General features: G+C 47.4%; 18 protein-coding genes. 5 read left to right on the top strand and 13 right to left on the bottom strand.

Translation table 11 applies throughout. The features are described 5' to 3' along the window. The 12 genes from cas8c to CDA54_RS10195 all read right to left on the bottom strand — a co-directional run bounded on the left by cas8c (position 1) and on the right by CDA54_RS10195 (position 12,514). Entirely contained in the window at positions 1–1,758 is a 1,758-nt protein-coding gene (gene cas8c, locus CDA54_RS10250; RefSeq protein ID WP_099034913.1) for a type I-C CRISPR-associated protein Cas8c/Csd1, read from the bottom strand. Then, positions 1,755–2,411, bottom strand: coding sequence for a type I-C CRISPR-associated protein Cas5c (gene cas5c, locus CDA54_RS10245; protein WP_099034912.1), 657 nt, complete (start codon positions 2,409–2,411; stop codon positions 1,755–1,757). Before cas5c ends, cas8c begins: the two co-directional genes overlap by 4 nt. Before the next feature lie 12 nt (positions 2,412–2,423). Continuing rightward, a complete protein-coding gene (locus CDA54_RS10240; protein WP_099034911.1) occupies positions 2,424–4,700 on the bottom strand; it encodes a CRISPR-associated helicase/endonuclease Cas3 in 2,277 nt (758 codons plus the stop codon). A 135-nt stretch (positions 4,701–4,835) separates the two neighbouring features. Then, positions 4,836–5,072 carry a hypothetical protein gene (locus tag CDA54_RS10235; RefSeq protein WP_099034910.1) on the bottom strand — a complete coding sequence of 79 codons (237 nt, stop codon included), beginning with the start codon at positions 5,070–5,072 and terminating at the stop codon, positions 4,836–4,838. Between the two features lie 162 nt (positions 5,073–5,234). Then, complete coding sequence (locus CDA54_RS10230; RefSeq protein WP_099034909.1) at positions 5,235–5,891, bottom strand: virulence RhuM family protein/type II toxin-antitoxin system death-on-curing family toxin; 657 nt, start codon at positions 5,889–5,891, stop codon at positions 5,235–5,237. 265 nt (positions 5,892–6,156) lie between these two features. Further along, entirely contained in the window at positions 6,157–7,017 is an 861-nt protein-coding gene (locus CDA54_RS10225) for a BrxR family helix-turn-helix transcriptional regulator (RefSeq protein WP_099034908.1), read from the bottom strand. Between the two features lie 135 nt (positions 7,018–7,152). Then, positions 7,153–7,422 (bottom strand): type II toxin-antitoxin system YafQ family toxin, encoded by a 270-nt coding sequence (locus CDA54_RS10220; protein ID WP_099034907.1) that lies wholly within the window; start codon positions 7,420–7,422, stop codon positions 7,153–7,155. Positions 7,423–7,429: 7 nt separating this feature from the next. Next, complete coding sequence (locus CDA54_RS10215) at positions 7,430–7,693, bottom strand: type II toxin-antitoxin system RelB/DinJ family antitoxin (RefSeq protein WP_099034906.1); 264 nt, start codon at positions 7,691–7,693, stop codon at positions 7,430–7,432. A 144-nt stretch (positions 7,694–7,837) separates the two neighbouring features. Continuing rightward, a complete protein-coding gene (locus tag CDA54_RS10210) occupies positions 7,838–8,338 on the bottom strand; it encodes a GNAT family N-acetyltransferase (protein WP_099034905.1) in 501 nt (166 codons plus the stop codon). After that, on the bottom strand, positions 8,335–8,622 hold the full coding sequence (locus CDA54_RS10205; RefSeq protein ID WP_099034904.1) for a type II toxin-antitoxin system TacA family antitoxin: 288 nt from the start codon (positions 8,620–8,622) through the stop codon (positions 8,335–8,337). Before CDA54_RS10205 ends, CDA54_RS10210 begins: the two co-directional genes overlap by 4 nt. A gap of 476 nt (positions 8,623–9,098) precedes the next feature. After that, positions 9,099–10,664: a cache domain-containing protein gene (locus CDA54_RS10200; RefSeq protein ID WP_099034903.1), complete on the bottom strand. Its 1,566-nt coding sequence runs from the start codon at positions 10,662–10,664 to the stop codon at positions 9,099–9,101. 209 nt (positions 10,665–10,873) lie between these two features. Next, positions 10,874–12,514 carry a methyl-accepting chemotaxis protein gene (locus CDA54_RS10195; protein WP_099034902.1) on the bottom strand — a complete coding sequence of 547 codons (1,641 nt, stop codon included), beginning with the start codon at positions 12,512–12,514 and terminating at the stop codon, positions 10,874–10,876. Between the two features lie 543 nt (positions 12,515–13,057). On the opposite strand from CDA54_RS10195, the gene metA reads away from it, so the two are divergent. The 4 genes from metA (at position 13,058) to CDA54_RS10175 (ending at position 18,954) form a co-directional block, all read left to right on the top strand. After that, positions 13,058–13,975 (top strand): homoserine O-acetyltransferase MetA, encoded by a 918-nt coding sequence (gene metA, locus CDA54_RS10190; RefSeq protein ID WP_099034901.1) that lies wholly within the window; start codon positions 13,058–13,060, stop codon positions 13,973–13,975. A gap of 25 nt (positions 13,976–14,000) precedes the next feature. Continuing rightward, a complete protein-coding gene (locus tag CDA54_RS10185; RefSeq protein WP_229748124.1) occupies positions 14,001–15,044 on the top strand; it encodes a homocysteine S-methyltransferase family protein in 1,044 nt (347 codons plus the stop codon). A 156-nt stretch (positions 15,045–15,200) separates the two neighbouring features. Beyond that, a complete protein-coding gene (gene metH / locus CDA54_RS10180) occupies positions 15,201–17,825 on the top strand; it encodes a methionine synthase (RefSeq protein WP_099034900.1) in 2,625 nt (874 codons plus the stop codon). A gap of 538 nt (positions 17,826–18,363) precedes the next feature. Next, positions 18,364–18,954 (top strand): DUF938 domain-containing protein, encoded by a 591-nt coding sequence (locus tag CDA54_RS10175; protein ID WP_099034899.1) that lies wholly within the window; start codon positions 18,364–18,366, stop codon positions 18,952–18,954. A gap of 233 nt (positions 18,955–19,187) precedes the next feature. Here the strand turns inward: CDA54_RS10175 and CDA54_RS10170 are convergent, their stop codons facing one another. Continuing rightward, positions 19,188–20,327 carry a GNAT family N-acetyltransferase gene (locus CDA54_RS10170; protein ID WP_229748123.1) on the bottom strand — a complete coding sequence of 380 codons (1,140 nt, stop codon included), beginning with the start codon at positions 20,325–20,327 and terminating at the stop codon, positions 19,188–19,190. 33 nt (positions 20,328–20,360) lie between these two features. On the opposite strand from CDA54_RS10170, the gene CDA54_RS10165 reads away from it, so the two are divergent. Further along, the gene (locus tag CDA54_RS10165) at positions 20,361–20,816 is read left to right on the top strand and encodes a regulatory protein RecX (protein WP_099034898.1); all 456 of its coding nucleotides are present in this window, start codon (positions 20,361–20,363) and stop codon (positions 20,814–20,816) included. The last annotated feature ends 202 nt before the right edge of the window (positions 20,817–21,018 follow it).

The following is a 21,018-nucleotide window of genomic DNA, read 5'->3' as shown; positions in this document are numbered from 1 at the left end:
TTATTCTCCTTGCTCAGTTTTTTTGTAGAAATCTTGTTTCTGATGGTAGTACCCCAATGCAAAAAGCCCTTGGTGTTCAAGATTAAGATGGCTCGGGAAATCCAGGATTTTTTCCATAATCGTCCCGATTCGCTTTTCGGCACTGACTTTAAAAGCCGGTTTCTCCAGTTTCTTGAGGTGATGAGTAGACAATCTCATCAGAGTGCCAAATACAGATTTTGGTGTACAACTGGCACTGCTGTAATAGCGATCGCGTATGGTAGCGTTCAAACTTGGGTTAGCGTCTTCCTGTAATTTTTCCAGAACTGCAAAAAGCCGTCCCAAGTTATATCCAATTCTTTCCTCTTGATGATTAAGTGACACAGTCACCTCCTGTTGTTGCGAATAACGACGATATTGACGGTTTAGATAAGCTTTCAAAAGGCTGGCTCTTAAGTAACCAGTTTGATGTTTGAAACTTCCTTGCTCGGCTTTGATACGTTGCAACAGGGCATTCAGCAACGATGCTGGTAATGGTAAACCTGCTAAAATGCTTCTGGCGGTTTCACTAATCAGCACTGGCGAGAGATTTTTATCTTCTCCACGCAAAGCGCAGCTTCTCAGTAACCATTTCAAGACAGGGCGTCCATAATGGGATACACCATCCATTTCAAGATCACTGAACCATTGGCCAAACCTTTCGGCAAACTCTGCGACAGTCCCTTTTTCCCAAAGCTTCACCGATATGCGTGCAGAATTTGGAGCTAATCCCAGCACGTAAAAATCCTGTTCTGCATCCCTTTCGGTATATGAACCATTATGAATGGTGCTGTAAAGGTTACGAATAGCCTCGCTTCCCTTCTCAGGATCATCCGCACTATCGGTAAAAAAGAAGCATATATTTTCTTCCAGCGGCGTTGGTGAGGCAGACCAGCAACAATATTTAGTGTCGCCTATAACGAATTTCGATGGCGAGCGATTGGAAAGCAAGAAGGACAACGCCGTGGTGTATTTGAATACGGATTCTTTACCTGCCGGAAAGTTAAATCCTTTATCTTTGCCGTAAGAGTTATATGCGCTCTCATTTATGGCTGCAAATGGTGCAGGTTTCGCATTTACTCCAGAAACTTGGTTGTGCAGCCTTACTACCTGAGTATCCTGTCCGGTAACTAGGCAAATGCCCTTATGAAAGTCACCATCAGTAGGTGGCTTTGACTTTACCCACTCCTGGATTGCCGAATATTGACAAATCAGCGCTTTTTCCCCGGCAATCTTAAATGTCAGATTGCATCCCTTAATTTTTAATACTTCCTGATACGCTACATGGGCCTTAACAGCTGTAATCTGCTCGTCGTTATTTAAGAATCGAAGAACTGAGTTTAATGCCGGTTCATCCACTTTTTCGTTGAGCGAAGACACCGATTGTTTGAATGCTTCAAACTGATTAGCAGCCATCTCAATGTCTTTATCTGAAGGCGGTTTGTCTGGTTTATCCAGCTTAGGCTGGTTGAGTAGGTAGCCATAATGATCCCAAAGACAGTTCACCGTTTTATAAGATTTGGCCCCAGACCTTCCCTCCGCCTTGGGAACTAAAAAAGGATGGCCTCGTAGCTTTTTGCCATCATGTTCTCGGGTATCTTCAAGATTGATAAATTTTCCGTCAGCATTGATGACTATCAAAAAAGGGATTTCTTTTTCCTCAAAACCTAGCGGTGCGAGAGCCTTCTCCTTAAATGTATTTTTTCTGTCGTAATAGTCACAAAGGGCTTGCAGGATCATCGACGCACCTCCTGTGAATCCCGATGGGGGATATTGATTATGCCTTCCTCCATCACAGCGTTAAAAAACATCGGCGTGGGCGAGTTACTGTTAAAATCCATGTCATAAAGCATCCATCCTAATTGAGCAGAGCTTTCAATTGGTGCAGGTTCTGTGTCAGGATCTTCGATTAACCTGAAAGCACAGCTAAACTCCCGACACCCAAGATAAGGCTGGTTGATACATTGACCTTTGCTTGCACGCCTCTTAAACATTTCAGAAAACTTGGTGTAGCTTTCTCCACTGCCAGCTTGCTGGGTGAGGGAAAAATCAGCATAGATCCGATAAGCAACATCTCGTAGAAACAATCCTGCTCGCTGTTGCCGATCTTCATCAACATATAGAGAGGGGAGTTCACCCCCGTTCATTGCTTTTTTGATGTTGCCAGTTGGAATAACAGAAGCGACCTCATTACGTCGCAGATTGACCCAACGTATAGGCTTCAACACTTCAATTTTATCTACTTGCCAACTAATAGCGGGTTTCCACAAAATGGCTTCAAACACGCTGCGGACGCTGGATGGAGTAATAACGTCATAACTGACGCGTTCTACCTTCATTTCAGGCCTGGTAAAACAAGCGTAGTCCCCTTTTATTTCCAAACAAAATGTCATGCTTACTCCTTGTTAAATTATAAACTTTTCTACGTCCGACAGTTCGTCGGGCAATGTCAAGCCAAATTGCGGGTCATAACATCCTTCTCCCGCAACGAATAGGCCAGCCTGCACAAATAAGCTCCCCTGTTTCTCTAACTTGATTGCATAGGCTTCCGGCACCGAAATGGTAAAGCGCTGCAATTTCCGATAGATCCACTTTGTGTCCGGCATGGAATCTAAAGTTTGGAGCCATTGACCAACGGGAGATTCATCCAGACCAGGGGGAATATATGGCACAACAATGGATACGCCATTGTTGTCAATCAGTCGAAACTTTTCTGCCGCTGTTCTAAAGTCAATTTTCAGCTTGCCGTTAAGGTTCTGTGCTGTTAACAATTGAGTTATTTGGTGTTTATCCTGGCTGCCTTTCTCATTTAATTGGCTGAAATATAGCCGAAAATTCTGCGGTGAAAGTGGGTCATTTAACATCTCTGCCGCCAACATTGATTCGGTGGTATCCTCTGCTTGGCGCAGAAAACCAGGTGGACATTGGTTTACAGGACGGAATACAACCACTCGCCCCCTAGAAGACATCATTCCTTCTCTATTGCAACGACCAGCCGACTGCGCAATCGAGTCAAGCCCTGCCATAGCTCGATATACGACGGGAAAATCTACATCGACTCCAGCTTCGATCAGTTGTGTACTTATCAGCCTCAATGGACGTTTATCTCCTTTTCGACGTTTTGCTAATCTATTAACAACATCTTCGATCACGTCTGAGCGGTGCTCTGCACACATCTGAGCAGACAAATGCACTTTGTTGCCATCATCCCTCAAATGAGCAAATAACTCTTTGCAATTCCTGCGAGTATTCACAATGACTAAAACGCTTTCTTCACTATCCAACTCACTAGCCAATTCTTGCCAACTTTTCTTCTCGGCGGCAGGCGGAGGCATTTCTACTGTCACTCTTTTTAGTTTCTTTGAGAGCGATACAGGATCGTCAACTATCTCCCTCACATTGCTCAGACCTGAGAGAAGAAGCCGTCCAAAGCTGTCAGACTGATGACTCAGTTCAGGCTGTGTAGCCGTGCATAGCACCCAGGTAACACCAAAGTGATCAGCAAGCTGTTGCATGACCCTAGTGATAGGATCATGAAAATCTCTTGGTAGTTGCTGTGCCTCATCCAGAATGATAACGCTGTTAGCAATATTGTGTAACTTTCGGCAACGGCTGGTGCGCGAGGCATGTAATGACTCAAATAATTGTACGTTGGTTGTAACAATAAGCGGAGCATCCCAATTTTCCGCTTTTAACCGGTTTCGGGCTGATTCTTTGCCAGATTGGATATCCAGATTTGAATGGTGTTCCAACACAGCATTATCACCAAGAATCTCTTTAAAAACCTTGGCATTTTGTTCAATGATACTTGTGAACGGAATGGCATAAATGATCCGGTCTTTTCCATGTTTTTTTGCATGTTGTAAAGCAAAAGCGAGGCTGGATAGTGTTTTGCCACCTCCTGTAGGTACCGTCAGGCTGTATATTCCACTTTCTCTCTCTGAGGCTCGAATGCACTGATCATATATCTGGTTACGTATTGCAGTTATTTCCCTCCCGTCAGGTGCCTTTCGCAAGCCTTCCATATAAGAAAAAAATCGATTCGCCAAAGCGTGCTGAGACAACAGTGTTTTTCTTGCTGAACTTTTGTCTGGCGACATAAAGCTTTCGGTGTCGAGAAAATCAGCATCAACAAGGGTGGAAAACAACATTCTCATCCACAGCGCTATCTTCCCGGAATCTCGGATAAATTCAGGTGGCTGCATTGGCTTATGTTGAAGGATATCTTCAGGGACTGGTGCCGCCAAAGAGCTTTCATATTCATCACTACATTCATTTAGTCTAAAGGACAGACTTCCCTTACCACCATCCCAATCAGGTAACCCCGCATGATGTCCTGCGATTAAGTAAGCGAGGATATGGCCAGGAATTCCACCAATTTTTTCTACAGCATATTTAGCGCCCGCGGTGGAATGGGGTGAGCGTTTGGGGTGCTTTTCAGACTCTACATGGGCATTTTCCTTCTCAACTCCCACAGCTTTTCTGATATATGTTTGAAATCTTTGTTGATATTTTCCCATATCATGCCAAAGCCCTGCCTGAAACGCCCAGTCCCTGCCAAATTGACTAGCGAATTCTCCGGCCAGCTTGGATACTTTGCGCAAGTGATCTTCAAGTAAGTGACTTTCAACATTCTGGTCATCGGTAAATCTGATGTGAGCAACGTATTCTTCTAAGGGCATGTCTATTAACCACTAAGCTATATTGTGCTTATTTGCATCAAAGGGCTTGAAATCCAGTATCGTATTGCCAGAAATATTTGTTTCCCAGCTAAACAAATCCACTCCACACCCAGTACAACACCAGGCTCTTGCGAATTAGCCTTCGTGCGCGCTGGTTATGTCACAGCCGCCGATGGCGATTTTCCCTTCTGCGAGATCCTGTTCTATGCCGGGGTAATCCACCATGCCATACAGGTATTTGGCGATCTGCTTTGCGCCGCACCTGGGGCATTTGAGTGGTTTGCGCTGGTAAACCCATTTTTCCTGTTGTTTGCGGGCCATGTGCTGCCTGTCAGTCTCGTCGTTGTGTTTTGTCAGTGTTGGCGTTTGCATGTTGTCTGGCAATCCCTGAAATAAAACCAGTTAACTTTGTTGGCAGGTTTCTGCCTTTAAGGGTTGTCGCTGTTGTTGTTGTTGGGCTGAAGCCCAACCTACAGCCCAACCTGAAGCCCAAGCTACAGGGTGGTGCTTCCCGTATCGGTGATATATCGGCCATCACGAAGCCAGCATATTCATTATCAAGTTGATCATGGTTTCTTTTTGTTCGGCTTTTGACTCAGCCACTAACAGTGTCAGGGCGGCCAGACCCGTGTCGTTAATGCAGGGCTGATTATTGGTATTGATTAACCGGTTGTTGCGCTGCAGAAAGTCCACAAATAAAAACGCACCACTGCGTTTGTTGCCATCGGTAAAAGGATGATTCTTCACTATAAAATACAGCAGATGAGCGGCTTTACTCTCTATGGTCGGGTAGGCGGGGGCGCCGAATACTGTCTGGTTAAGGCTGTAGCCCTTTTCAAGATATTCGCGCAGGCGTTGGGTAGCCCATATGCGGAACTGGGTACCCTTTTTTGAGTTAACGCGGTAGCCAACGGATATGGCCATATCCAGATTATAATGGTCTATTTCCCGTTGTACCCGTCTTTTACCTTCCTGGCGAACTATCCGGAATTTCCGGATAGTTGCCTGTGATGGTATAAGTTCTTGTTCTTTAAATATATTCTTGATGTGTTCGTTGATGGTCCGCAAGTCTTTACCGAAAAGCTCCGCCATTTGCGCCTGACTCAGCCACAGGCTTTCGCCATCGAAGCGCACTTCGATGCTGGCCTGCCCATCCTTGCTTTCAAATATCTCAATCTGTTGTTCGCTCATTCGGTTATTCCTCCCAGACTCCGTTCAGGCTTTGTCTGTTAACAGTGTTGCCCTTCATTTGTCTGCCTGCAATCCCTGAAATAAAACCAGTTAACTTTGTTGGCAGGTTTCTGTCTTTAAGGGTTGTCGCTTTTGTTGTTGGGCTGAAGCCCAACCTACAGCCCAACCTACAGCCCAACCTGTAGCCCAATTTACAGCCGCAACCTGTAGCCCAATCTACAGCCGCAACCTGCGGCTTTGTGCTGGCAGGTGATTGTTGTGTTCATCAGTTGTCAAACAGCCAGGGTTTTATGTCGCTTAAGTTGTCTAGTATCAGTTGTTGGGCCTCGGGGCTGCCTGCCAGAAATTTGGGGTTGATCTGCATTTCCTGTAACAGGTACTGAGCCAGCGCGGCGCGGGTGGTGAGGGTCAGGCAGCCGTTTTGCATCTGGTAATCCTGCTCGATGATTTGCTGCTGTGCAGGCTTAAGTCTGGGGTCCGGTTTAAAAATCAGTTCTACCTGGGTATTCCAGCCGGGGTCATCCTGCTGGCTGTGAGTGGCGGGGCCGGAGAGTTCAGGCTCGCCGCGAAAGCGGCTCAGTACGAAATCGCGGAATGCGTTGTGGGTTTCATCATAAGCGCGCAGGTGCCAGCGCAAACCGGTTTTAACAAAGGTATGAGGCTGAATTACCCGGCCGATATCATCCGGCGTACTCATCGACACATAACCGATCTCTACCCGCTGTCTCTTTTGCATGGCGCTGATCAGGGCGCGCATGATTTTTGGCGCCACCTGGCGTTTTGGCAGACTCAGGCTGGCGTTGGTCAGTGGGGTGTTGGTGGGGTTGGCGGTGGTGATGTTGTCTGTGTTGCCGCTCTGGTTCAGCCAGTCAAGGTACTCACTGACATCGCCGCTGATTAAGTGTTGCTGAAAATTCCTGCCCGGCAAAAAGGCTTTTTGGTGAGTGTCGTAATAAAGATTGGCAGGATAGCGGGTTTTATACTGGTCGATATATTTTTGCGCCTGCTGGCGGCTGAAGCGGAAGGTGTCGCGCAGATCACTGCTGTTAACATGGCCCTGCCACCAGGCCAGCAGTTCAATCAGCCACAGGTGTTTTTCCCTGGTGTTGCCATTATGCTCCTGCACAGGCTTATCCTTTTTGAGCTGCTCTTTGGTGGCAGCATTATTATTAGTGTTTTATCCACCTTACCCAATGGCTGCGGGTTGTGAAAGGGGTTTTTGTGTTATTCGGCGGGCAGAGCAGGGGATTGGTCGTGAAGTTCAGAACAGATCACTGTGGGAGCCAATTCTGGCAAGCTGTAGCCGATTCTGATCTATTCGGTATATCAGTACCAAATCCGGTTTTATATGACAATCTCTGAATTCATGCCAGTTGCCGGTCAGGGGATGATCTTTATACCTGGTATGGAGAGCCTCTCCTCGCTGAAGCGTTTTGATCACATTGCCTACTTCAAGCACATCAGAAATTGGCATTTTGATGACTTTTTTGAAATCCTTTTTAAATTGCGAAGAGTACTCAAGGCGATACATAAAGCTGCTAGCCTTGTTCGAGATCAGTCATCATACTTTCAACAGATTCTGCTTTATGTCCATGCCCTTCAGCAAGCTGCTTCATTGCGGCCTGAGTGGTGACATTGGGCTGGCGAACTTTCAGCTCAAAAGGAATGCCACCATGGTTAATCACGGCGCGGGCAAAAAGCTTGATGGCCTGAGACGGGCTTAAGCCCACTTGATCGCATATTGTGGTGAACTCCACTTTAGTATCATGATCAATTCGGGTACTGAGCATCTCACTTTTCATTAGCACACCTTTTGTATTTCATTTGGGTATTTATGTTGTACATTGTATCACAAATGTCGTTATATCATACAGCGATGAGGTGCGACAAAAATATCTCTCCGTGCTACGTGAGACATCGGGTTTACTGTGTGAAACGTCTGCTATTCATAAGGACTTAAGTGGCAGGAATAAGCGCCGGGCGTTTGAACTCAGAGGCGAGATGCCGAATTGCTGATAAAACGCCTGCGCCTGCTGATCAATGGCGTCGACAACCATTGCATAAATGGCAATTTCATTGCTGATGGCCAGGGTTCGCGTGATGGCATCCACCAGCAGCATTTTACCCACACCATGACGTTGGGCCGCTTTATTGACCGCTAATCTGCCCAGAAGAGCAGCAGGAACAGGGTGGCGGGGGAGTTTGTGAGCGAGATTTGCAGGCAACTGGCTTAATTCAACAGACAGGGTTGAGAGGGTATAGTAGCCCACAATAGTATCCGGCTGAGACACTGTTGTTGCGACGAAGACTCTGCTGATATGGCGTTTAATGTCCTGGCGGGCCTGTTTCTGAATATAGTTATCCAGTGAGGGGTCGCCACAATGAAATCCTGTCCTGTTGTGATTTTTTTGCAGTGGCCTTATGAGCAGCTTTGTATGGTCATTCATTCTCCACAGACACGCTGCTCATGTTCTTCAATGGCGTCAATCAGCTTTTTGTTAAAGCGAACAGGCTTCGCCAGTGCATCGTAAAAGGCCTCGGAGTCTTGTTGATTCAAACGCATCATCTCGTGTTCTCTGATGGTTTCTTCGGCCTGTGCCAGGGCACTGGTCAGAATAAAATTGCTGACAGTTTTTCCTTCAAAGCTCGCGGCACGCTCTAGCGCGTTTTTGGCACTGTGTTTCAGGCGAAGATTAATTCGCTCTTGTTTGGTATCTGTGGCTGCACTCATAATCAATCAAGACCCTGCTTGATGGGATAAACAGATAATGTACGTGAAAATTGTACAGTGACATTAAAAATGAGATCTGACAACCGCGCCTCTAAAGGGATGTGACACTAATACTGAGATCCGAGTATGCATTTTGTGTCATTCAAACTGAGATTTTTGCGTTGTTGTGACGCAGAAAGTGAGATTTAAATAATTGATATTTATGATTTTATCAGTATTTTTAAATAGTATTACAGACTGTCAGGATGGTGGTCCTGCGCCGACTGTAGCCCAGACTAGTCAATAAGATAGCGTTGGCTCTGCGGCTAAGACGCTGATCTGAACTCCCTTGAACATTTTTTTTGTAAACGGCGTCGCTCGGTTCTGTCGATTGATGTTATTCTGCTCATAATCAGTGTGGTTCTCGATGATTTCTTTTTGGCGATTGATCTGATCGCAGAAATCACACTGAGTTCCCTTCCTTGGGTAATCGATAGTCAGGAACAGCTATTTGGGCAAGGACTGCTTGTGGGTATTTTTGCGGTAAAACAACTGCCCTTTCCCGGCTCACTGTTAACATCAATACTACCTCCAAGTATTCCAGTTACTATGTTGAACGTTATATGCAAACCCAGGCCGGACCCTCCCTGGCCTAATCTAGTGGTATAAAATGGATCAAAAATTTGCTTTTGCAACTCAGGTGGAATACCGTAACCTTCATCAATTACACTCAATGAAATCCAGCCATCTGGCTCATTGGTAGCGACGATCCGGATACTTTTATCTTCATCCTCTTTAAACGCATGTATAACTGCATTGCTGATAAGATTTATCAGCACCTGAGAAAGTGGTCCAGGGTAACTGTCAAGGTGCAGGTCCTCCGGTACATCTATTTCAAGATTGCAGGAGCTGCGTCGCAGTGTTGGGCGTATTGAGAGGTTTACTTCTTCCACTATCTCGCTGAGGTAAAATTCGCGCCTATGGGCGCTTGTCTGATCTACTGCCAGTTGTTTAAAAGCAACTATCAATTCAGCAGCTTTGGACATGTTACGCTCTATAATTTGCCCCCCCTCACGGACACGCCTGACAAAGTCATCTAGGTCCTTTCGGGTGATTTTTCTAGCGACCATCTCAGAGAAACGGTTTTCTGCCTCTAGTATTACAGTCGAGGATGTCAGCGCGTTTCCTATTGGTGTGTTCAGCTCATGAGCGACGCCAGAGACTAGAGTGCCCAACGAGGACAACTTTTCGCTCTGCACTAATTCATCCTTCGCTTGCTCAAGGTGTTTTAGCGCCGATGATAGTTCTTCTGTTCGCTTCATTACCCGTTTCTCAAGAATCGCGTTCTGATAGTCGATTTCTTCAATTTTCTGCTTTTGCTCACTGATTTCCAGTCTTCGTTTATATATGATCAAAAACAAGACTAATATCGGTATTGAGAAAAGCAGAAACAAGCCTGAAAGCCGCCAGAAACCACTCCATAACTTCTCGGTCACATGAGTCATATAAACTCCCGTGCCAATAATCCAATTCCACGGCTCAAAGACTATAACCCGGGACATTTTTGGTGCAGGCAAGGTGTTTTCTATCATGGGAAGGCTATCAGGAAGTTCCCACACATAGGTGACTGTAGCGCGCTTGCTATCCTTGGTACGCTCATTCATATGTTGAAACAGGGGGGTACCTTCAGGATCTTTAAAATCATAATAATTGACTTTGAAACGTTCCTCATCTGGCAATGAAGGATCCATGATCAACATACCATCACGCCGGTATACGAAAATATACTCATTACCTTCGTAACGGATCTGATCAAGTCTGGCTATAGCATACAGCTTAGCTTCCTGCTCACTGAGCTCTTTGTTTTGATATTTATGGTATGCGTCAGACACAAATCCTAAAGCAACATCATTTATTGCATCTAGCTTCTTCCTTTCACTTTCATTCAGTTCACTCCACATGTTAAAAAATAAAAACACCAGCATGGCTACAATACCCAAGCCTGTCGAGGCGAGCAAAAACCACAATCTCTTGCTTATAGAAAGTTTGCGAGCACTGCTCATTTTTTGAACCCTCTTCTGCACTACAGACTTACAAGCTGAAGCTAACCAGAACTTTCGAACAAATTAACGGGAACAGCTTTCTTATCAGTTAATAACATCAGTGTTTTTCAACACACTTTCGATTCCCGCGAAAGTTTGCTTTTCACCTGCCAACCACATTGTCTATCTGAACTTGGGCTCTAATAAAAAGACTAGTCGGCTCAACTTGACTAGTACTTATAATCTTTAACTAAACCATCAAGTTGAGCCGCTAGTTCTGTCAATTTTTGAGTCGCATCGCTGGCCTGGCGAGTCCCTTGACTGGTTTGCTCAGTAATCTCTGCAATCTGAAAGATATTCTGGTTGATTGTTTCAGACACACTGGTTTGTTCTTCTGCTGCACTTGCAATCTGAGCATTCATACTGTTTATGGTATTTACTGCCTGTTCAATACTGACCAGAGCCTCGTCAACCAGGCGTGCTTCTCCAACCGTCGCCAGGCTCCTTTCACTTATGGCGTCGATAACGGTCACAGCCTTCTGGGCTCTTTGCTGCAAGCTTTCAATCATCGCCTGAATCTCTTGTGTACTCTTCTGGGTTCGACTGGCCAAAGTCCGTACTTCATCGGCAACCACTGCAAAACCGCGACCAGCCTCACCAGCCCGGGCAGCTTCGATCGCAGCGTTTAAAGCGAGTAGATTTGTCTGCTCCGCGATGCCACGAATCACATCTAGTACACTGCCAATATTTTCGGAATCCTTACCTAGATTCTCGATAACAATGACGCCTTCGCTCACTTGTTCCGATAGGCCTCCGATCACTTCAATTGCTTTATTCAAAACATTCTTTGAGTCAACGACCTGGTGCTCTGCCTGACCTGCGGCGTTAGATGCTTTACTGGCACTCGAGGCCACTTCCTGGGCCGTTGCAGTCATCTGATTCATGGCTGTTGCAACCTGATCGGTTTCCTGTTGTTGCCTGTCAACACCGGTCTCTGACTCTTTCATAATGCCATTAAGTTGAAGCACCGATTGGTTCATCGTTGTGGTTGAACCGCTGACTTGCTCTACTAAGTCACGTACCTGATTAGCAAAAGCATTAAAAGCCTGAGCAAGTTGAGCAAGCTCATCTTTACCATCAACCTTCAGCCTTCGGGTCAGGTCACCATCACCATCGGCAATGTTCTTCATCGCGGCAATAGAGGCTTTCAGAGGAGTAACAACGCTGTTGACAATGACAAAAAACAAAATCAGCACAGGTATTGAGAAAAGCAAAATCAGCCCTGAGATACGCCAGAAGAGACTCCACACCTGGTCAGACACATGATTCATGTACACGCCCGTGCCAATAATCCAGTTCCACTGATCAAAAGCTACAACACGAGACATTTTCGGGGCTATTTTTGAGCTGTCCGGGAGTTCCCAAACGTAATTAACGGTAGCGCGTTTACTGTCTTGGGTACGCTCAATCATATGTTGGAATAGGGGAGTGCCTTCAGGATCCTCAAAATCATAAAAATTGGCTTTGAACCGATCTTTAGTAGGCAAAGACGGGTCCATTATCAGCATGCCGTCTCGCCCATAGACAAAAATATACTCGCTTCCTTCATAACGGATCTGTTCTAGTTTATCAATTGCATGCTGCATCGCCTCTTGTTTGCTTAGTGCGCCTTTTTGATACTCTCTATAGGCGGCATCCACAAAGCCCATTGCAACATCATTGATTGCATCCAGCTTTTTCATCTCTCCTTGAATAAGCTGTGCTCGCAGGCTGATCAGCATGAATACCACCATTGCCAGGATTCCAAGAATAGCTATGGTGATGATCCCCCACAATCGAGCACTTATAGAGATGTTTTTTATGAACTTCATTTATCGGATCCTCTTCAGGCAAATAGGGGCACATTAGTATGTTTTCTAACTCTTCGTATCAGCCAACGTTTTACGTTCATCAATGAAACGTTAGCGAGTCGAAAAAACTGATAACTAACTTCATACTAGTTACTTAAATAGCATATGTCCTTGTTAATTTAGTGTTTTGTTGCGTATTTCGGTAAAAACGGTCAGTCATTTCAGCCATTTTTCAAGGCCGTTTTCGACCGGTGCATGCAGCTCAAAGCTATTTATTAATGATATTGCTCTCAAAGTCTGAGGTCCATCTTTGGCGAAGTACTCAGGAGCTGGAGTAACTAATAGTTGATACTATAGCCAGCCATCGCAGAGCATAACCGGCCACTGCAAAAGCTCTGCTAATGATGCCAGCCAGTCTGCGTCAGGTTGTAATTCTTTTTGCACAATCTTCCGGCAAATTCATTTAGACGTCTAGACGTAAAGATGTTGACATTTCTCTTTTAGTTGGCAAGATCGGTGGTGGTGAGTATCGCCACAGTCAGATCTTTTCTCAGGAGAGAGCCCATGCCTATTTGTATACCCGGTGAGTTGCCGGCGCAGGATGTTCTAAGCGAAGAGAATATCTTCGTGATGGAGAGCAATCGTGCCGTCAATCAGGATATTCGTCCTTTGCAGGTCGGGATACTCAATCTGATGCCGAACAAGATAGAAACTGAAGTACAGTTATTGCGGTTGTTATCTAACACACCGTTGCAGATCAGTGTGGATTTGATTCGTATTGATACCGAAGCCCCTAAAAATACGCCCAAGGCTCATATGGATGCGTTTTATCATCAGTTCGAAGATGTCGTGAACAAAAAGTATGATGGTCTGATTGTCACCGGTGCGCCCCTGGCGATGCTGGATTATGAGCAGGTAAAATATTGGGACAAAATGCAGGTAGTGATGGACTGGGCCCGACGTCATGTGCAGTCCACCCTGTTTCTTTGCTGGGCGGCTCATGCCGCGGTATATCATTATTTCGGGCTGAACCGTTTTCTGCGTGAAAGCAAACTTTCCGGCGTGTATGCCCATCAGGTAAAACAAGAGCATGATGAACTGCTACGCGGCTTCGATCCGATATTTAACGCGCCTCATTCCCGTTTCGGTGAGGTGGCGCTGGATGATTACGACAGTCAGCCGGAACTGGATATTCTGGCCAGCTCCGAGCAGGCCGGGGCCTATATCGTTGCCAGCAAAGACAAGCGCATGGTTTTTGTCACGGGCCATCCGGAATATGATTCTGATACCCTGGCGCAGGAATATTACCGTGATTTAAAAGCCGGGATTAAGCCCGAGCTGCCAGACAACTACTTTCTCAATGATGATCCGGCGCAGCCACCGGTGATGAGCTGGCGCTCTCACGGTAGCCTGTTGTTTACCAACTGGCTGAATTATTATGTGTACCAGATTACCCCTTACAACCTGTCAGATATAGCCTGATAGCCATTTGAATAGGAAGGTTTTTTTGACTGATTCAAGTATTTTCACCCGGGCCCTCAAGCAGAGAATTCTGATTCTCGATGGCGCCATGGGCACCATGATCCAGCGCCGCAAGCTCGAAGAGGATGATTATCGGGGCGAACGTTTTTCCGACTGGCACAGTGATATTAAAGGTAATAATGACTTGCTGGTGTTGACGCAGCCGGATTTGATCCGCGATATCCATGGCCAGAATCTGGCCGCCGGAGCGGATATCATCGAAACCAATACCTTTAATGCGACGTCTATTGCCATGGCCGATTACGACATGCAATCACTGGTACATGAGATCAATGTGGCCGCAGCCCAGCTGGCCTGCGAAGCAGCACAGCAGTACAGTACAGCCGATAAGCCCCGTTTTGTGGCCGGGGTACTGGGGCCGACGAACCGAACGGCGTCGATATCGCCTGATGTCAATGATCCGGGTAAGCGTAATGTCAATTTTGATTCACTGGTTGAAGCCTATGAAGAGGCCTGTGATGGCTTGATGGAAGGCGGCGCCGATCTAATTCTGGTGGAAACAATATTCGATACTCTCAATGCCAAGGCAGCCCTGTTTGCCATTGAAAATACCTTCGACAAACGCTGCCACCGCCTGCCAGTAATGATTTCCGGTACCATCACCGATGCTTCCGGGCGTACCTTGTCCGGGCAGACCGCTGAAGCGTTTTATTACTCATTGCGGCATGTTAAACCTGTATCTTTTGGCCTCAACTGCGCGTTAGGGCCGGATTTACTGCGCCAATATGTAAAAGAAATCAGTGACATCGCCGAATGTGCGGTATCGGCGCATCCCAACGCAGGCTTGCCTAATGAATTTGGTGAATACGATATGGAAGGGGACGAAATGGCCGTGCATATCCGAGAATGGGCGGAGTCAGGGTTGCTTAATATTGTAGGTGGGTGTTGCGGTACTAGCCCGGAGCATATCAAAGCGATTGCCGACGCCGTTGAAGGATTGCCGCCAAGAAAGCCGGCACAACCTGAAGTAAAACTGCGTTTGTCCGGTCTGGAGCCATTCGTACATTGATAAACAGTTAGTGCCCGTCCATAAATGGCCTTTTGGCCCGTGCTCTGTGTTGGAAGTGCTCATGTATGTTTTATACACTGCGCCCTCCCGCCTTGATCACGGGCCAAAATTCGCATTTCTGACCTGGGCACAGTAATTTCGGGATATAAGGTAGTTATGACAAATCTTGCAAGCGCCAGCTTTATCAATATCGGCGAGCGCACCAATGTCACCGGTTCAGCTAAGTTCAAACGGCTGATCATGGACGAAGATTACGAAACGGCCCTGGATGTGGCCCGCCAGCAGGTAGAAAACGGCGCCCAGATCATCGATATCAATATGGATGAGGCGATGCTGGACTCAGAAGCAGCGATGGTACGGTTTTTAAACCTGATTGCCTCGGAGCCCGATATTTCCAGGGTACCGGTGATGATTGACTCCTCCAAGTGGACAGTGATCGAAGCCGGGCTTAAATGTGTTCAAGGTAAGGCCATTGTTAACTCCATCAGCCTTAAAGAAGGTGAAGAGCAATTTTTGCATCAGGCCAGCCTGCTTAAACGCTATGGTGCCGCGACTGTGGTGATGGCGTTTGATGAAAAGGGCCAGGCGGATACCGAAGATCGGAAATTTGAGATATGCCAGCGCAGCTATCGTTTACTGACTGAGAAAATCGGCTTCCCTGCTGAAGATATTATCTTCGATCCGAATATTTTTGCCGTAGCTACCGGCATTGAAGAGCACAACAATTATGCGGTGGATTTTATCAATGCCACGCGCAGAATTAAGCAACATCTTCCTTATGCTCATGTCTCCGGTGGGCTGTCGAATATTTCCTTCTCTTTTCGTGGTAATAACCCGGTGCGCGAGGCCATGCACTCCGTGTTTTTGTATTATGCGATCAAGGCGGGGATGGATATGGCCATTGTCAATGCCGGTCAACTGGCAGTGTATGACGATATTCCTGATGAACTGCGTGAAGCGGTTGAGGATGTGATTCTCAACCGTACTCCCGAGGGTACCGACAGACTGCTGGAACTGGCGCCTAAATATCAGGGTGATGGCAAGGAAGTTGTCAAAGAAACTCAGGAGTGGCGGCAGTGGCCGGTGAAAAAGCGCCTCGAACATGCTCTTGTTAAGGGCATTATGGACTTTATCATTGAAGATACCGAATCCGCACGCCAGGAAGCGGATCTGCCTTTGCACGTGATTGAAGGTCCGTTGATGGATGGCATGAATGTGGTGGGGGATCTGTTCGGCGAAGGCAAGATGTTTCTGCCCCAGGTGGTTAAATCGGCGCGGGTGATGAAAAAAGCCGTGGCTTATCTGCAACCCTATATCGAACGGGAAAAATCCGAGGGCAGCAGCAATGGTAAAATTCTGCTCGCTACGGTTAAAGGCGATGTGCATGATATCGGTAAGAATATTGTGGGGGTGGTGCTGCAGTGTAATAACTTTGAAGTGATCGACATGGGCGTGATGGTGCCCTGCGAAAAAATCCTGCAGACCGCAGTGGATGAAGGTGCACAGATGATTGGTCTGTCGGGACTGATCACGCCATCACTGGATGAAATGGTACATGTGGCGAAAGAGATGGAACGCAAGGGATTTGAATTGCCATTATTGATTGGCGGCGCTACCACATCCAAGGCCCATACGGCCGTGAAGATCGAACAAAACTACCACGGCCCTGTAGTCTATGTACCCAATGCCTCAAGAGCCGTGGGAGTGTGCCAGAAGCTTATCTCCAAAACAGATCGTGAGGGCTATGTTGCGCAGTTAAGTACTGAATACGATAAGGTACGCGAGCAACATGCCCGTAAAAAACCGCGCACAAAACCCGTAACCTTAGACGCTGCCAGAGCCAATGCTTTTGTGCCGGACTTCAGTCATTACCAGCCGAAAACGCCGAACCAGTTAGGTGTGCAGGCGGTGGAAGCGGATATAACCACCTTGCGTGAATACATAGACTGGACACCGTTTTTCTTAACCTGGTCACTGGCAGGTAAATATCCACGTATTTTTGATGATGAAATAGTGGGGGAGGAGGCGAAGAAGGTGTTTGCCGATGCCAATGCCATGCTCGATGACTTTCAGCAATCCGGTGACTTAAAGGCCAAAGGAGTGGTGGGGCTTTTCCCCGCTAATCGTGTTGGCGATGATGTGGAGATCTACAGTGATGATACGCGTAAATCGTTGCTCACCACTGCATGCCATCTGCGGCAGCAGACCGAAAAAAGAGATTTTCCAAACTATTGTTTAAGTGATTTTGTTGCCAGTAAGGAGTCCGGCATAGCCGACTATACAGGCGCCTTTGCAGTGACCGCCGGAATAGGTGAAGAAGAACTTGCAGAAGCTCACAAACAAAACGGCGATGACTATAACGCGATTATGGTTAAAGCGGTGGCGGATAGACTGGCGGAGGCGTTTGCCGAGTATTTGCATGAAACTGTGCGCAAAACATTGTGGGGATATGCCGCTGATGAGCAGCTGGATAACGCATCTCTGATCCGCGAAAAGTATCAGGGTATTCGCCCGGCTCCCGGCTATGCCGCCTGCCCTGAACATACCGAGAAACAGAAGATCTGGGATTTACTCGAAGCAGAAAAGCACACAGGTATGACATTGACCGAAAGCTACGCGATGTGGCCGGGAGCTTCTGTTTCTGGCTGGTATTTTGCTCACCCTGACAGCAAATACTTTGCTGTGGCGCAGATTCAGCGTGATCAGCTTGAAGACTACGCGACGCGAAAAGCCTGGAGTGTAGAAAAAGCCGAAAAATGGCTGGCACCGAATCTGGGGTAGTTTTTTTAACCACGGAATAAACTAAAGTAAAAATTCATCGCAGAGCCGCAGAGTTTGCAAATAAAACGGAGAGGCTTGCTCTGTAGCCCTCTGCGATCTTTGCGCCTCAGCGAGATCAACAAATAAAAGCCCGGGATCTCGCAGGGGCGCAGGGCTCGCAGGGAAAATACAGAGGGAGCTTCTCGGGGCTGCGGTTAATCTTGTCTCTCTCAAAGGTCACTGGATGCCCGATAACAACACTCGGGCATGACTGGCTGTCGTTCCCGTAGCCGTTGGCGGGAATCCAGTGCCTTATTATTTTTACCACATACCTTTGAACGAAACTGCTGTGTAGCCCTCTTCGCGCCTTTGCGCCTCAGCGAGATCAACAAATAAAAAGCCTGTGATCTTGCAGGGGCGCAGGGGAAACTCTGAGGTATGTAACGTTCCCCCCTTTAAACCTCTGTTCGCTCCGAGCCCTTGTGGTTATTTGTGTCTTTGGTTTACATCGAAGCGGGTTTACCGTTAGGCTGGCGTTTTGCGACAACTCAATATTCCCATGAGCAAACCCTTTAGCCAGGCCTGTGAAAATAACCAACAGCCGATTCTGGATGTGCTGAAAACGGCCTTTGCCGATACCAGATCGGTGCTGGAAATTGGCAGTGGTACCGGTCAGCATGCCGTGTTCCTTGCCGCCAATCTGCCGCATCTTCGCTGGCAGACCAGCGATATGCCAGTGCATCATCCGGGCATTAATGCCTGGATTGATGAATTTCCCTCGCCTGATTTAATCCGCCCTTTAAGCTTTACTGTTGGTGAAGACTGCTGGCCAGAGTCTAAATTTGATGGCGTGTTTACCGCCAATACCACCCATATTATGCAGGTTGACGAGGCCAGGCTGATGATGCAGCTGGTGGCCGACAACCTGCCTTCAGGCGGTGTGTTTTGCCAATACGGGCCCTTTAATATTAATGGGCAATATACCAGCGACAGTAACCAGGCTTTTGACCAGAGTCTTAAAAGCCGCGGCTGCGGTGGTATACGTGATATTTCGGAACTGCGGAGCTGGGCTGAGGGACGAGGGCTGGTGCTCAGTCGTCGTTATCAGTTACCGGCCAATAACCAGTTGCTTGAGTGGCGCAAGCGCTGAGCTGACTTCTGACACTATCTCCGTCATCCAGTCCCCCCTTGTCACCGGCCCCCCGTCATCCTGACGAAAGTCAGGATCTTGTAAGGCCAGCCGTGCAGCCAGGGATAAACTATTCAGCCGTCTGACAAAGGTACCGGGTCAAGCCCAGCAACCTTTGAATTAGCAATGTGCTAACCAATCACTTCTTGTAATCAAAGGTGCTGGATAAATCCGGCACGACGGAGTCAGAGGTATCAGCTTTGCCGGAAAGGCAACAAGGATTCGGCCTGCTCTTTGTAGCTGCGGATATGTACGGCCTCTTGCTGCAGAAAGTCAGCCACCGCCTGGTGAAACTCAGGCCGGGCCAGCCAGTGACCGGAATAACAGTACACCGGCTCAAAGCCTCGTTGGATCTTGTGCTCGCCCTGAGTACCGGGATTAAAATGCTGAAGAGCGTTTTTAATGCAAAACTCGATTCCCTGATAGTAACAAACTTCAAAGTGCAGCCCGTCGACCGGCTCCAGCGCACCCCAGTAGCGGCCATACAGGCTTTGACTATCAAACAGCAGCAGTGCTGACGCGAGCAACTTATTATTCTGAGTTGCCTGTATCAGCAATAAGTTGCCTGCCATTTTTTGTCTCAGCGCTTCGAAAAACGCCGGCGTCAGATAACCATTGTGACCGGAGCGTTTTAAATACGTTTGCTGATAGCACCGGTAAAAATTGAGCATATCCTGCTTACAGATCTCTTCACCCACAAGGTGTTGGTAGCGGATACCGGCCTGTTCGAGACGAGCCCTTTCTTTGTTCAGATTTTTGCGTTTGCGCGAGCTAAAGGTGTCTGTAAAATCTTCAAAACACTGGTAGCCGCGATTAAACCAGTGAAATTGCACCGAGGTGCGGTGTAACCATTTTTGTTCAACAAGGTGTGTATTGGTGTCTGTATCGGTAAATAACAGATGCGCAGAAGACAACTCTCGTTGCAGGCAATGTTGCTTTATTTGCTTGATCACAGAAGGCCACAGCTGTGACGTCAGTGTTTTGTCACACAATAGCCTCGGCCCGGTGACAGGGGTAAAAGGAATGGCACTGACCAGTTTAGGGTAATAGTGCAGGCCATGACGTTGATAGGCTTCAGCCCAGGCAAAATCAAACACATATTCGCCGTAACTGTGCGTTTTCTGATAAAGGGGCATGGCGGCAATCAGCACGCCACCGCTATAAACTGCCAGGTGGCAGGGTTGCCAACCGTGGTGTTGTGCCACACAATCTGTGTGCTCGAGGGTGTGGAGAAAATCATAGTCTAAAAAGGGGCCGCAACCTGCGGCCAGGTGATCCCATTGCTGGCGATCAAGGTCGCTGATGGCGTCAACAAAAATAAATTCCAGATCCATAGGGCATAAAATGGGGAAACTCAGAGAGGCAATATGACAGAAGCCGATAAGAAGATCATCCGCGAATGCCTGACAAATTTGCTTAGTCGGCGGGAGCATAGTCAGTCAGAGTTGCTGATGAAATTACAGGCGCGGGATCTGGATCCCAGACTCAGCCGTCAGTTGGTTGAGGAGTTTGCTGAACGTGGCTGGCAGTCCGATGCCCGTTTTGCGGCCAGTTTTGCTCGTCAGCGCTTTGCTAAAGGGCAGGGAGAAATGCGTATTCGCGCAGAGCTGCGTCAGCGCCAGGTAACCGACAATCTGATTGAGCTGGCGCTGGTGGAACTGGAGGCGGACTGGTTTGAAGCAGCAAAGGCCTTGTACCAGAGAAAATACACAAAACCCGTGACTGACTTCAGAGAACGACAAAAACGCGCCAGACACCTTCAGTACAAGGGCTTTACTCAGGAACAAATCCGTTACGCTATGAGCCGGGAAACAGACCGTTAAGGGTAATTTTTAGTGGTTGTATGGGCGCCTGGCGTTCAACGGCTTGAAAGTGTCAGGTTGATCCTCTGAGACAGCTGGTTTAAAGCTGTTTTTGCACCTGACACAGAGCAAGTTTTCATGCTATTGTCAGGCTCCCTGAGTGATTTTTTCCATTTATATACCCAGGTGACTTTTTACTGTTAATGCCGCTTATCCGGGATAA

The sequence above is a fragment of the Lacimicrobium alkaliphilum genome, assembly GCF_002591895.1.
Lineage (GTDB): Bacteria > Pseudomonadota > Gammaproteobacteria > Enterobacterales > Alteromonadaceae > Lacimicrobium > Lacimicrobium alkaliphilum.
The sequence above is the reverse complement of the archived record's forward strand: the minus strand, read 5'-3'. Positions and strand labels throughout refer to the sequence as shown.

Excerpts from the sequence above, each read along its gene's own strand:
- cas8c (WP_099034913.1), bottom strand. The coding sequence starts at position 1,758 with ATGATCCTGCAAGCCCTTTGTGACTATTACGACAGAAAAAATACATTT.
- cas5c (WP_099034912.1), bottom strand. The coding sequence starts at position 2,411 with ATGACATTTTGTTTGGAAATAAAAGGGGACTACGCTTGTTTTACCAGG.
- CDA54_RS10240 (WP_099034911.1), bottom strand. The coding sequence starts at position 4,700 with ATGCCCTTAGAAGAATACGTTGCTCACATCAGATTTACCGATGACCAG.
- CDA54_RS10235 (WP_099034910.1), bottom strand. The coding sequence starts at position 5,072 with ATGCAAACGCCAACACTGACAAAACACAACGACGAGACTGACAGGCAG.
- CDA54_RS10230 (WP_099034909.1), bottom strand. The coding sequence starts at position 5,891 with ATGAGCGAACAACAGATTGAGATATTTGAAAGCAAGGATGGGCAGGCC.
- CDA54_RS10220 (WP_099034907.1), bottom strand. The coding sequence starts at position 7,422 with ATGTATCGCCTTGAGTACTCTTCGCAATTTAAAAAGGATTTCAAAAAA.
- CDA54_RS10215 (WP_099034906.1), bottom strand. The coding sequence starts at position 7,693 with ATGAAAAGTGAGATGCTCAGTACCCGAATTGATCATGATACTAAAGTG.
- CDA54_RS10210 (WP_099034905.1), bottom strand. The coding sequence starts at position 8,338 with ATGAATGACCATACAAAGCTGCTCATAAGGCCACTGCAAAAAAATCAC.
- CDA54_RS10205 (WP_099034904.1), bottom strand. The coding sequence starts at position 8,622 with ATGAGTGCAGCCACAGATACCAAACAAGAGCGAATTAATCTTCGCCTG.
- CDA54_RS10200 (WP_099034903.1), bottom strand. The coding sequence starts at position 10,664 with ATGAGCAGTGCTCGCAAACTTTCTATAAGCAAGAGATTGTGGTTTTTG.
- CDA54_RS10195 (WP_099034902.1), bottom strand. The coding sequence starts at position 12,514 with ATGAAGTTCATAAAAAACATCTCTATAAGTGCTCGATTGTGGGGGATC.
- metA (WP_099034901.1), top strand. The coding sequence starts at position 13,058 with ATGCCTATTTGTATACCCGGTGAGTTGCCGGCGCAGGATGTTCTAAGC.
- metH (WP_099034900.1), top strand. The coding sequence starts at position 15,201 with ATGACAAATCTTGCAAGCGCCAGCTTTATCAATATCGGCGAGCGCACC.
- CDA54_RS10175 (WP_099034899.1), top strand. The coding sequence starts at position 18,364 with ATGAGCAAACCCTTTAGCCAGGCCTGTGAAAATAACCAACAGCCGATT.
- CDA54_RS10170 (WP_229748123.1), bottom strand. The coding sequence starts at position 20,327 with ATGGATCTGGAATTTATTTTTGTTGACGCCATCAGCGACCTTGATCGC.
- CDA54_RS10165 (WP_099034898.1), top strand. The coding sequence starts at position 20,361 with ATGACAGAAGCCGATAAGAAGATCATCCGCGAATGCCTGACAAATTTG.